At 48.0% G+C, this 12884-nt stretch carries 13 protein-coding genes; 12 read left to right on the top strand and 1 reads right to left on the bottom strand.

Annotated features, from left to right (window positions below; genetic code table 11):
* The first annotated feature begins 383 nt into the window (after positions 1-383).
* The 6 genes from KVT36_RS22725 to KVT36_RS22700 all read left to right on the top strand — a co-directional run bounded on the left by KVT36_RS22725 (position 384) and on the right by KVT36_RS22700 (position 5665).
* Complete coding sequence (locus tag KVT36_RS22725; protein WP_217605743.1) at positions 384-1235, top strand: hypothetical protein; 852 nt, start codon at positions 384-386, stop codon at positions 1233-1235.
* A gap of 214 nt (positions 1236-1449) precedes the next feature.
* Positions 1450-2040 (top strand): TetR/AcrR family transcriptional regulator, encoded by a 591-nt coding sequence (locus KVT36_RS22720; protein ID WP_217605742.1) that lies wholly within the window; start codon positions 1450-1452, stop codon positions 2038-2040.
* Between the two features lie 53 nt (positions 2041-2093).
* Positions 2094-2339, top strand: a complete 246-nt coding sequence (locus KVT36_RS22715) for a hypothetical protein (protein WP_089907917.1) — start codon at positions 2094-2096, stop codon at positions 2337-2339.
* Positions 2340-2359: 20 nt separating this feature from the next.
* Positions 2360-3637 carry an MFS transporter gene (locus KVT36_RS22710; RefSeq protein WP_217605741.1) on the top strand — a complete coding sequence of 426 codons (1278 nt, stop codon included), beginning with the start codon at positions 2360-2362 and terminating at the stop codon, positions 3635-3637.
* Between the two features lie 98 nt (positions 3638-3735).
* Positions 3736-4410 carry a chitosanase gene (locus KVT36_RS22705; RefSeq protein WP_217605740.1) on the top strand — a complete coding sequence of 225 codons (675 nt, stop codon included), beginning with the start codon at positions 3736-3738 and terminating at the stop codon, positions 4408-4410.
* 19 nt (positions 4411-4429) lie between these two features.
* Positions 4430-5665 (top strand): SGNH/GDSL hydrolase family protein, encoded by a 1236-nt coding sequence (locus tag KVT36_RS22700; protein WP_217605739.1) that lies wholly within the window; start codon positions 4430-4432, stop codon positions 5663-5665.
* Between the two features lie 6 nt (positions 5666-5671).
* Here KVT36_RS22700 and KVT36_RS22695 read toward each other — a convergent pair whose 3' ends face one another.
* Positions 5672-6349, bottom strand: a complete 678-nt coding sequence (locus tag KVT36_RS22695; protein ID WP_217605738.1) for a DsbA family oxidoreductase — start codon at positions 6347-6349, stop codon at positions 5672-5674.
* Between the two features lie 130 nt (positions 6350-6479).
* On the opposite strand from KVT36_RS22695, the gene KVT36_RS22690 reads away from it, so the two are divergent.
* The 6 genes from KVT36_RS22690 to KVT36_RS22670 all read left to right on the top strand — a co-directional run bounded on the left by KVT36_RS22690 (position 6480) and on the right by KVT36_RS22670 (position 12749).
* On the top strand, positions 6480-6875 hold the full coding sequence (locus KVT36_RS22690) for a helix-turn-helix domain-containing protein (RefSeq protein WP_217605737.1): 396 nt from the start codon (positions 6480-6482) through the stop codon (positions 6873-6875).
* Between the two features lie 235 nt (positions 6876-7110).
* On the top strand, positions 7111-10356 hold the full coding sequence (locus tag KVT36_RS22685) for a TonB-dependent receptor (protein ID WP_217605736.1): 3246 nt from the start codon (positions 7111-7113) through the stop codon (positions 10354-10356).
* Positions 10357-10450: 94 nt separating this feature from the next.
* Positions 10451-11419, top strand: a complete 969-nt coding sequence (locus tag KVT36_RS22680) for a GlxA family transcriptional regulator (protein WP_217605735.1) — start codon at positions 10451-10453, stop codon at positions 11417-11419.
* Between the two features lie 66 nt (positions 11420-11485).
* Positions 11486-12271, top strand: a complete 786-nt coding sequence (locus tag KVT36_RS22675; protein WP_217605734.1) for a DJ-1/PfpI family protein — start codon at positions 11486-11488, stop codon at positions 12269-12271.
* A gap of 96 nt (positions 12272-12367) precedes the next feature.
* The gene (locus KVT36_RS33030) at positions 12368-12502 is read left to right on the top strand and encodes a hypothetical protein (protein ID WP_256449977.1); all 135 of its coding nucleotides are present in this window, start codon (positions 12368-12370) and stop codon (positions 12500-12502) included.
* A gap of 4 nt (positions 12503-12506) precedes the next feature.
* On the top strand, positions 12507-12749 hold the full coding sequence (locus KVT36_RS22670) for a hypothetical protein (protein WP_217605733.1): 243 nt from the start codon (positions 12507-12509) through the stop codon (positions 12747-12749).
* The last annotated feature ends 135 nt before the right edge of the window (positions 12750-12884 follow it).

Here is a 12884-nt window from a genome sequence, read left to right as displayed (position 1 = left end):
TATTAGCTTTTAGCCGTTAGCTGATTGGTGTTTTGCTTTAATGTCCTTACTATTTAATTTGCTGATAAGCGGCCGGGTGTACCGGCCGTTTTTTTTGCACTATACTCTCCGCACATTCCAACAGCTAACTGCTAATTAGTTCGGTTTCCTTACTATTTAATTCCTTACTATTTTATCAGATAGTAACCCCTGCATCTATTCCGCACTATATATAACGCGCGCGTGGTTTATGTATGGATGCAGTAATAAGGCCCATTTCCAGGCACCCATCAAAAAATTTTATCGTCTAAGCAACCTTATCTGCAAGTTGCCGTATTAATATCCTGAGTGCACTTCAAACTTTAATTCGTTTACCGATTATCCATTACACAATTAAACATTTTATGAGATTCAAGACAACAACCTTTTTTGTATTAGCTGCTGCTATGAGTGCAATAGTTGCATGTAGTAAAGATGATAACAATCCACCGGACAATACCCCCAAAGCGGATATACAGATCACCAATAACGCTACCCTTGGTAAAGTAATAACAGATAAATCAGGAAAAACGCTGTACTTCTTTTCTATGGATGCAACGCCGGGCACCTCTGCCTGTACGGGTGGCTGCTTAGCAGTATGGCCGGTGTTTTACAGCGCTAATCCTACCCTGGGCGATACCAGCCTGCACGCAGCAGATTTTGCAACTATCACCCGCGGAGACGGCGCCAAACAAACCACCTATAAAGGCTGGCCTTTGTACTACTATGCCAGCGACGCTGCTGCAGGTGATACAAAAGGAGAGAATTTTAACAAAGTATGGTATGTAGCCAAACCTGACTATACCGTAATGTTAGCCAACAAACAGCTGGTAGGTAATGATGGGGTGGAATACACCGGTACCTATGTTCCGGGTAAGGCTGTAACACAGTTCCTGACAGATGATTATGGCAGAACACTGTACGCTTTTACGCCTGATAAATTCAAAAAGAACAATTACACCAAAGCGGATTTCTCTAACAATCCTACCTGGCCTGTTTACGAAGTAAGCATAATTAAGGGCATACCTTCCAGCCTTGCCAAAACAGATTTTGATACCGTGCATGTATTTAACCGTGTGCAGCTGTCATACAAAGGCTGGCCGGTATACTACTTTGGTCCGGATGCCATGACCAAAGGAAATACCAAAGGAGTAAGCGTACCCCAACCCGGTGTATGGCCTATCCTGAACCTGGCTACCCTGGTAGCGCAACAATAGTCTTCAACTAGGATTTATAGGGAAACAAGGACAAACCAGGCTTCGCCTGAAGTTACTGCCGAAATATTGGCCGTAGCTTCAGGCGGAGCCGGTTTTTATTAAGAGATTGATCCTTATAGTCTTCGGATTGGTCCCCGGCTGTTCACCGGTATTTTCCCCCGCTTTTACCGATTTAATTTTTAAATGAGCGTTCGCTCACTTATCTTTGTGCCCAATGCGGACAAGAGATGAAAATAAAGAAAAGGCCATCCGGGAAAAGGCAATAGAAATGATCGTTAAAAAGGGACTGGATGGCTTTGGCGTGAACAAGCTGGCAAAAGCAGCCGGCGTGTCGCCCGCCACTATTTATATTTATTATAAAGACCGGGACGACCTGATCATGCAGCTGGGCTGCAGCGTGGCGCATGAGATGATGGCCCATAGCCTGGCGGATTTTGATCCGGAGGCCTCTTTTGCAGAAGGGCTGAAAAAGCAATGGATGAACCGGGCTCATTACTTTATTCAGAACCCGGTATCTGTGGCCTTTATAGAGCAGATCCGTTACTCGCATTATTATGAAGAGATACAGAATAGCATGAAGGTGAACTTTGGTAAAGTAATGGGTCATTTTGTAACTAATGCCATTCAAAGAAAGGAGCTGAAAGAGCTGCCTTTCGAGATATTCTGGGCCGTGGCCTATGCGCCATTATACCAGCTGATAAAATTCCATACGCAGGGCGAAAGCTACGTCAATCAAAAGTTTGCCATGACGGATGAGATCATGATGCAAACCTTACAACTGGTATTAAAAGCCTTAAAGCCATAAGGCGCTTTTTTTGCTCACCTTAACTAAGTGAGCGCTCATTTAAATTATCAAGTATGCTAACCATCATCAAAAGCGAAAAGCGCGTGCAGGTATGGGTATTTAAAACCAATATCCGCTTTAAGAAAGACCTGCTGCTGATAGCACCGTTGCTGAACCGTACATCCGCCATCCTGAACTGGAATGTAGACCGGGGCGATGTTGATAAAGTGCTGCGTATAGAATCCCTGCACCTGCAGGCGCAGCAGATCATTGACCTGGTACAGCAGGCAGGATACCATTGTGAAGAATTACCGGATTAACTATTTATTAAAGCTGTTTTATGACAACAACCACTCCTTCCGCCAAAGCCACTTTTTCCTCTTACCAGGTATTTATTATCACGGTGCTTGCCTTGCTGCAATTCACGGTGGTGCTGGATTTCATGGTACTTTCCCCGCTAGGGGTTATTCTGTTGGATAAATTACACATCAATACCTCCCAGTTTGGGCTGGTAGTATCTGCCTACGCTTTCAGCGCCGGAGCCTCCGGCCTGCTGGCAGCCGGATTTGCAGATAAGTTTGACCGTAAAAAATTGCTGTTGTTCTTTTATGTCGGTTTTATCATCGGCACATTCTTATGCGGTATAGCGCCTACTTACACCTTCCTGCTTGTAGCCCGTGTGGTAACTGGTTTATTCGGCGGTGTTATCAGCTCTGTAAGTTTTGCCATTATTACCGACCTGTTTAAAATGGAGGTGCGGGGCCGTGTAATGGGTTTTGTGCAAATGTCGTTTGCCGTAAGCCAGGTGCTGGGCATACCGGTAGGCCTGGTGCTGGCTAACCATTTTGGCTGGCACGCACCGTTCTGGATGCTCACTGTTTTTGCTACGCTGCTGGGTATTGCCATAGCCATATACATGCAGCCTGTAACCGCGCATCTGAACAACCGTATGGATGTGAACCCGTTCTTCCATCTTATTAAAACGCTTTCGCAAAGCCGCTACCTGCTGGCCTTTTCAGCTACTACCTTATTGGCTACCGGTGGTTTTATGCTCATGCCTTTTGCCAGCGCCTTTACTACACATAACCTGGGTATAGGCCTGGACCTGCTGCCCTGGGTCTATGGTATTACCGGCGTATTTTCCATGATCTTTGGTCCGCTTACCGGTAAGCTAAGTGATAAGATCGGCAAGTACAAAGTGTTTGCAGCTGGCTCTATGCTTACGTTTATCACCATTGCTATTTACACCAACCTGGGTCTTACACCTTTTATTGCGGTAATAGGCATAAACATCTTCATGTTCCTGGGGGTTTCATCGCGTATGGTGGCTGCATCTGCGCTGATCACAGCCATACCGGCGCCGCAGGACCGGGGTGCGTTCATGAGCATCAACTCCTCTGTGCAGCAAATATCCGGTGGTATTGGTTCTGCAGTAGCAGGGCTGTTGGTTACGCAAACTGCTTCCGGCGCTTTATTACATTATAACCGCCTGGGTATGGTGGCCATGGCAGCTACCCTGATCACCATAGTGCTCATGTATTTTGTGAACCGCATGATACAGGCAAAACCCAGGCAGCAGCCTGCGCCCGCCTTTGTAGAAGTACCGGTAGAAGTATAACTGTCTGATAACCGGAGGGGGGTTAAAATTCAGGATTTATTCGTTAATATTATACTCCGTATAAAAAACGTTGAACCCCTTTAAACCCCCTCTTTATTATGATCACTGACGCACAGAAAAAAAAGATCATTCAGATAGTGAATGTAATGGAAACCGGTACGCCGGAAGGTAAATATGACCAGGTAACCTTACTGGCAGATGGTAAGGGTGGTGTAAAACAGATCACCTATGGCCGCAGCCAGGCTACAGAGCAGGGAAACCTGAAGAATATTATAGAGCGTTATGTAAATGCAGGTGGCAAATTTGCCGCAAACTTTACGCCTTACCTGCCCAAGATCGGCAAACAATCCCTGGTGAATGACGATGAATTTAAACGCCTGTTAAAAGTAAGCGCACAGCAGGATCCCATTATGCACGATGCGCAGGATGCTACCTTTGAGATCCTGTATTATGTGCCCGCCACCCACTTTTTTAATGCAGAAGGTTTTACCCTGCCTTTGAGCATGCTGGTTATTTATGATAGTTATATCCACTCCGGCGGTGTGCCTGCGGTGGTACGCGCCCGTTTCCCTGAAAAAACACCCGCCAACGGCGGCGATGAAAAAGCCTGGGTTACTGCCTACACAAAGGCCCGGCAGGACTGGCTGGCTAACCATCCCAAAAAAGCGGTACGCCCTTCTGTATACCGTACCAAGTCATACCTGATAGCTATTCAGCAGGGAAACTGGATGCTGGCACAACCTTTGAACGCACACGGCGTAATTGTTCCATAAACTCACATAATTATTGCCAATGACCAGGGTGCTGCTGTTTTGTATACTCGCCTTTTTTACCGGCTGGTCCGGTAAACAATCGTCCGGTAAATTAACTGCCTTACATGCCCGGCAGGGATTGCCGCACTTTTTCCAAAAAATGCAAAGCGGCGATCCCGTGGTAATAGCTTACCTGGGCGGCAGCATTACCGGCGCCAAAGGTTACCGGGTGCAAACAGAGCAATTGTTTAAGGAGTTATACCCGCGCACGCCGCTTAAAACCATTAATGCGGGTGTAGGCGGCACGGGCTCTGACCTGGGCGTGTTCCGCCTGCAGGAGGATGTGCTGCGTTATAACCCGGACCTGGTGTTTGTAGAATTTGCGGTGAATGACGGTACAGATTCCGTGAAGATCAGTAATGCCATGGAGGGCATTGTACGCCAGATCAAACAGCACAATGCACAAACCGATATCTGTTTCCTGTACACCATTTCAGAGCCCATGATAAAACAGCTGCAGCAGGGTAAGCTGGTAGCTTCTATGCGGTTTTCGGAAAACATTGCAGCGCATTACGGCCTGCCTTCCATTAACCTGGCGGTAGATGTGATAGATCAGCTGGAAAAGAGCACCCTGGTGTTTCACGGGCAAAAAGGAACGGACTACGGCGGCAAAACCGTATTTACATACGATGGCATACACCCCGGCGATGCCGGCCACCAGATCTATACCAATACTATCCGCAAGGCATTTGAGGAAATGAAATCATTAAATGCATCAGCCAAAAGCGTGTTGCCGGCGCCGTTATTTGCCGGTAATTTTTCGCAAACCGGTGTGTATTCACCTAAAGAGTTTGCACATACCGGCGGCTGGAAAAGTGCGGCTAATATGCCGGAAATAAAAGGCTGGCTTACTGCTTTGCCGGATCTGATGTATACAGATAACCCGAAGGATAGTTTAACGATCCGCTTTAAAGGCAGTATGATTGGTATACAGGATATGATAGGACCTTCATCCGCAGGGGCGTTAATAACTGTTGATGGGAAGCAAACCATCCGCAAGCTGCGCTTTGACCGCCATGGCAGCTGGTTCCGGCGCAACTTCTATTTCCTGGATCCCCTGCCGGATGGCATGCACACCGTTGTATTTAAGCTGGACCCGGCACCCATCAACAAAACCAAAATAGTCATTCCCTCAGAGCTGGGCGATACCGCGAAGTATCAGCCCAACTATTTATTTATTGGAAAAATTATGATGGTTGGCCAGCCGGCTAATTAATAATTCTTAGCAGTTCCCATCTATATCACACGTATTGCTGCTGCCAGGTTCCTGCTCGGAAAATGACCGCTGTAATGCGCTGAGGAAGGTAGCTTCCGGCTGTGCGCCGGATACGGCATACTTACGGTCTATCACAAAAAAGGGTACACCCCGCGCGCCCAGCGCTGCAGCTTCTTCTACATCCGTACGTACCGCATCGGCAAACGCATTGCCTGCCAGGGTGGTTTTTACGGCAGCTGCATCCAGGCCAATATTAGCGCCCAGCTGTGCCAGCACCTCGTGGTCGGCGATGTTCTTACCTTCTGTAAAGTAAGCTTTGAACAGGCTTTCTTCAGCCGCATCGCCTAAACCATGTTGCGCTGCCAGGTGCGAAAAGCGGTGTGCGTCAAAGGAGTTGGCTACTACTGCTTTATCAAAATTGTATTGCAGCCCGGCATCTGCAGCCATGGCTGTTACCTGGTCATTCATTTGTTTGGCGTGATCCAGGGTAAAACCCTTACGCTCTGCCAGGTATTCGTGAATGCCGCCGGTACCGCTGGCCGGCAGGGTAGGATCCAGCTGGAAACTTTTCCAGACCACTGTTACATCTTCCTTGTGCTCAAACTGCGCCAGGGCATGCTCAAACCGGCGTTTACCAATGTAACAGAATGGGCACATCACATCTGACCATATTTCAACTTGCATATTTGCTTTATTACGAGAGTTTTGTAAAATAGATGTTACAACATCAAAAATACGTATATTTGCTTACCAGTGGTTAGTACTTACCATAAGGTTAGTGCTTACCAAAGGGTAACTTAAAAATACAGGCTTTATGTTAGGACCTGAAGGACAATTTGCTACCAAAGAGCAAACAGAAGAATGCCGGGGTGCATTAAGCGCCGTGCAGGATGCATTGTATGTGTTGAACGGTAAGTGGAAGCTGCCTATTATTATTGCGCTGGGAGAAGGTAATAAACGTTTTGGCGAACTACAGAAAGCAGTGAAAGGCATTTCCGCCAAGGTGTTGTCGCATGAATTAAAGCACCTGGAGCTCAATGAATTTATACGCCGCCATGTATATAATACCATGCCGGTATCCGTTGAATATGAGTTAACACCCTATAGCGCTACCCTGCGTAATGTAATAGAATCCCTGCGTGAATGGGGTACACAGCACCGTCATAAGATACGCGCCCGCGCCAAGGAGAAAAAAGCGGTAGGCGTTTAAGCTATTTTCCTTAAATTCGGAATCAATCAATCAAAATCACAGACCCTTAGTGTAGCACATTGGGAGGGGCTGAAGGAAGCGGGTAATCCCAACCGGTTACAGTAAAAATCTTTTATTAAAGCACATACCTGTACTGTAACCCCTTGTAGCGAATCGAATCAAATTTTACCGGAATCTTAAAACAGGCTGTACCTGCAGCCTTATTGTCGTTTGTATCAACCGAAAATCAATCGCTATGCTAAGAATTAAAAAGCACACGTACTATCTGTTGCTGGGCCTTTCCTTGCTTTTATTAAGCGTCACACAAGTATTTTCCCAGGTAACTACTGCCACCCTGAGCGGTATTGTAAAAGACCCCAAAGGCACACCCCTGCCCGGCGCCACCGTGCAGGTAGCCTTTGTTAATGCCGGCATTAAACAGGGGCTGCAAACCAGGTCAGACGGGCGTTTTACCGTTCCCAACCTGCGGGTAGGCGGGCCTTATACGGTAACCGTAACCTTTATGGGCTACCAGGAAAATATAACGGATAATGTGTACCTGGAGCTGGGCCTGAACAACGCAGTAGAAATACAGCTGCAGGAAAAAGCCGTGGAGCTGAAGAATGTAGTGATCACCGGGCAGTCCACCGTGTTTGACAATAAAAAGACCGGCGCGTCCATGAACATCAATAGCCGCACCATCCGCGCGCTGCCTACCATTTCCCGCTCCGCAGATGATTACCTGCGTTTAACCCCCTCTGCCTCCTTTACCTACAACGGTTTATCCTTTGCAGGGCGTAACGGGCAGTATAATAACTTTTCATTGGACGGTGCGGTGTTCAACAATCCTTTTGGGCTGGATGCTCCTACACCTGGCGGGCAAACCAATGCAACGCCCATTTCCCTGGATGCTATTGACCAGATCCAGGTGAATATTGCACCCTACGATGTAACACAGGCGGGCTTTACCGGCGCCGGTGTGAACACCGTAACCAAATCAGGCGACAACAACATTTCCGGTACCGTATATGGTTTTTACCGCAACCAATCCCTGACCGGCTCTAAAGTAGATAAGAACAAACAGGTGGTGCCTGACCTGAAACAGCTGCAGGCCGGCTTTTCGCTGGGCGGTCCCATTATAAAGGATAAGCTGTTCTACTTCGTGAACTTTGAAACAGAACAGCGTAGCGATCAGGCCAGCAGTTATGTAGCACAGAACAGCAGCAATGTGGGCCTGCCTAATACCTCCCGCGTACTGGAATCAGACCTGATGCAGGTAAGCAGCATTCTGAAAACCCGTTTTAATTACGATACCGGTCCTTACCAGAACTTTACACTGGACCAGAAAAGTTATAAATGGCTGTTTAAGGCCGACTGGAATATCAGCCAGAACCACCGCCTCTCATTCACCTATAACGGGCTGCAGGCCAGCAAGGACAAACCTGCGCACCCCAGCGCCATTGGCCGCCGCGGACCAGACTATACTACCTTACAGTTCCGCAATTCAGGGTATGAAATAGTGAACCAGCTGCACTCTTTTGGTGCGGAATTAAAATCCACCTTTGGCAGCAGCTACGCCAACAAATTAAGAGTAGTGTACTCGCTGTTCAGGGATAAGCGTAATCCATTCTCAGCACCCTTCCCTGTGGTGAACATTTCCAAGAATGGCGTACGTTATATTATTGCCGGGCATGAACCGTTTTGCATCAACAGCCGCCTGAACCAGGATGCCTGCCAGGTTACCAATGACTTCAACATATTCATGAACAAGCACACGCTTACAGCAGGTGCTTCATTTGAATCCTACAAATTCGGCAACTCCTTTAACCTTACCGGTTACGGCCCTGCTTTGTTCGGGGATATAGACATTAATACCTTTATTACAGAAGTACCCAGGGGTGGCAATGTAGTATTTGGCGCTTACCCGCTGGATGTGGATGTGAACTATGCCCGCAACCGTGCAGCCGCCGGTGAATGGACCTGGTATTATTTAACTGTAGGGCAATTATCCGGTTACCTGCAGGATGAGTGGCAGGTATCAGAACGTTTTCGTGTAACCTATGGCGTAAGAATAGATGTGCCGTTTTATTTTAATGCCAGCTACCGTTCACCCAACGTAAATCCGGACGGTACTTTTGCCGGCACCTTTACTGAAGGCGAGCCCACAGTGGCGAACAATAAAAACATGATATTATTTGATGAAAACGGCCGCCGGCTTACCAACGGGGTAGGCAAGGAAATAGATAATACCCGCTTCCCCAGCAGCAAGCCGCTCTTCTCGCCCCGCGTAGGTTTTAACTGGGATGTGATGGGCAATAAAACCCTGCAGATACGTGGCGGATCTGGCTTGTTTACCGGCCGCTTTCCATTTGTATGGGTGGGCAACCAGATCGGTAACCCGGACAGCACCTTCTTTAACGTAACGGCCCGTGACTTTAAATGGCCGCAGGTATGGCGCTCTAACCTGGGCACGGATATACGCATTCCATTTGGTACCGTGTTCACCGTAGACCTGGCATATACCAAGGACGTAAATGGTATGATGGTGCGTAACTATAAGCTGGGCACCCCTACCGGCACCCTCAATTCCGGCACCAGCGATACGCGTAAGATCTACCTGCCTGCCGACCAGGGCCCCGCCAACGCCTATGTGTTTACCAATACCAGCGTAGGTTACCAGTTTAACGCCAGTTTCCAGGCGCAGCAATATTTTCAGAATGGCTTGTACCTGATGGCAGGTTATAACTACCTGATCGCAAAGGATGCCAGCTCTATTTCCGCAGAAATATCCAGCGATGCATTTGACCGTAACCCCATCCTGAACAACGCAAACGCCGCAATATTGTCTACCTCCCTGTATGGCAATACGCACCGTATTATAGCCGCTGCTTCTAAGAAATGGAGCTACGCAAAAAATAAAAAGCTGGCCACCACGGTATCCTTATTTGGTTCCCTGAACTCCGGCAACCGTTTTGCCTATGTGTATGGCGGTGATATTAATAACGATGGTACTGCCACCAACGATCTGCTGTATGTGCCTACCAATGCGGAAATTGATATAATGCCTTTTACACCGCTCACAGATGTAAATGGCGTAGTACAGGATGCTGCCACGCAGCGCGCTGCCTTTAAACAGTTCATTAGCCAGGATAAATACCTGCGCAAACGGCAGGGACAGTACACAGAAAAATATGCCGGTGAAAACCCCTGGCTCAACCAGCTGGATCTGCGCATACTGCAGGACTTTATTATCAAAGGCGCCAAAAGGAACCAGACCATTCAGCTAAGCATTGACTTTGTGAACCTTGGCAACCTGATCAACAGCAGCTGGGGCGTAGTGAAGTACGCAACTACTTCCGGGTACTTCCAGCCATTGTCTGTTGCCTATAACAACAATGCGCCTACCTACCAGTTTGATCCTTCTATGCGCTCAACATTTACTTCCAGCCCCGACCTGCCTTCCCGCTGGCAGATGCAGGTGGGATTGAGATACTCGTTTTAGTTTTTAGTCCATGGTAGATGGTCCATTCACGTTAAACAATCCCTCCGAAATATGCAATGGACCATGGACCATGGACTTTTTTTACCTTAGCTCTATGAAGGATCTCCAAGCTGTATTCATCATTCCTCCCAAAGTACATTTGCTGGACATTGCCGGCCCCGCCCACCTGTTTTATGAAGCCGGTGATTATGGTGTGCAGGTGAGATCATACTTTGCGGCCATTGATCCAAAAGATACCCGCATTGAAAGCAGCTGCGCCCTGCATTTTTCTGACCTGGTAGATTATAATTCCATAACACTGCGCCCCAGGGATATCATTTTTATCCCCGGTTTGGAGGCTGCTATTTTATTGGATGAGAAATTCCTGCGCTCCACAGCTGCCTTTGGACAATGGCTGCGGGAGCAGCATGCAAAAGGAGTAACCATCTGCTCTGTATGCACCGGCGCTTTTTTACTGGCAGCAGCCGGTTTGCTGGAAGGCAGGGCCTGTACTACCCACTGGAAGTACATTGACCGTTTACAGCAAAAATACCCGGACCTGCAGGTGCGTGATAATTGTTTGTTCGTGGAATCCGGCTCCATTTTTACCAGCGCTGGTGTAGCCTCTGGTATTGATCTGGCGCTGTATATGATAGAGCAGCTATGGGGTTCCGTACTGGCGGCACAGGTAGCCCGTGAAGTAGTGGTGTTTACCCGCAGAACAGCCGGTGATCCGCAGATCAGCATTTTTATGCAATACCGCAACCACCTGGAAAACCGGATCCATGAAGTGCAGGACCGGCTGGCGCAGGGCCTGGATCAAAACCTGAATATTGAGGAAGTAGCGGGCAATGTGCATATGAGCGCACGTAACCTCACACGCCTGTTTAAAAGAACCACCGGTATTACCATTGGACAGTATGTTGATAAGCTGCGCGTGGAGCGGGCCGCCCATATGATAGGTGAAGGGCATACCGTGCAGGCCACCGCCCGCGCCTGTGGCTTAAAAAGCACGAACCAGCTGCGTTTTCTCCTAAAGAAATACGAAACCGCATTACCCCGTCGGCTGGAAAAAATGGCCTGAAACTGCGTGCCCTTGGCCGTATAAAAAAAGCACCCCGTTTTACCTTAGCCCATAAAACAACCTCTCATGAATACCTTTTCACTGTATGTTACAGCCTGCCTGTTATTTATAGGCTTTACCGCCCATGCACAGGATACTTATTATTGTTTGCCCTGCAATAATCCCTGTGATGAAATTGCTTTTAATGCACCCGGTAAATGTACCCATTGTAATATGGAGCTGGTTAAACAAACCAAAGAAGAACATGAACGCCTGGCAAAAAAAGACCGTTTAAAAGTGGCTTTTTACCTGCAGAACGGGGTAGAGGTGCTGGACTTTGCAGGGCCGCTGGAAGTGTTTAACTACGCGGGTTTTGAGGTGTTCATTGTTTCAAAGGACAAGAACCAGCTGTTTGCACAAGGCGTATTGAGGATAACGCCGGACTACGATATTACAAATGCACCGGCCGCAGATATTATAGCTTTCTTTGGAGGTAATGCAGGCAAAGCGGCTAATGATCCGGATGTAATTAACTGGCTAAAAAGGCAAACCAATGTACAGCACTATTTTTCCGTATGCACCGGCGCTTTTATCCTGGGCAAGGCTGGTTTGCTGGATGGGCTAACCGTTACCACTTTTCATGAAAGTATAGAAGGCCTGCAGGCAGCGGTGCCAGGGGCCAAGGTATTGTCCAACGTGCGTTATGTGGACAATGGCCGGGTGATCACCACTGCCGGCATCTCCGCCGGTATTGACGGCGCTCTGCACCTGGTAGCGAAATTACGCGGTGATGAAATGGCTAAAAAAGTAGCGGCGTACATGGAGTATGATAAGTGGGTGCCGGACCAGGGCATGGTAGCCAAACAGCAATAATTGTATCACCTTTTTTGCTGGTCAGTTCACCCCGCAATTTTTCCGTTTGAGCGGCAGATGTTTTTCTTCGCGATCTGAAAGGCGTCAAATTAGTGTATGAAAAGAAAATTACACTACCTGGTCATAATTATTACCCTGGCAGCCTTACTGGTAATAAGCAGTTGCGCTTATTACTACAGTTGTTACAGCGATGATTATTATTACCTGGTTATTGACCATGCAAAAAAATAAGGCTATGCAAAAAATCACTGCTTTTATAACAATTGTATTGTTATGTAGTATAGCAAGAACCACCCACGCGCAGGTACATGTGCGGGTAAATGTGGGCGTACCGGTTTATTGCCCGCCGCCACCGCCGGTAAGGGTGGTGGTAACACGCCCACGGCCTCTGGTAACCCCGGTGCTGGTGGTAAGGCCCGTGCCGCCACCTGCATACGTGGTAGTACGCCCCAGGCCCCGGAGGGTGATTGTGTACTGAGTTATATAGTAGCAAAGGCGTAACATGCTCCGGCGCTTACTGCAAAGCACGCCGGTACAGCCCGCAGGGAACAGTATAAACCGGGGGTAACTGATACATAAAAAACGGCACAGAATTGCATTGTTGGTAATCCAA

Source organism: Chitinophaga sp. GbtcB8 (assembly GCF_019091455.1).
Lineage (GTDB): Bacteria > Bacteroidota > Bacteroidia > Chitinophagales > Chitinophagaceae > Chitinophaga.
Note: the sequence above shows the minus strand (reverse complement) of the source record. Positions and strands in the feature narration are given on the sequence as shown.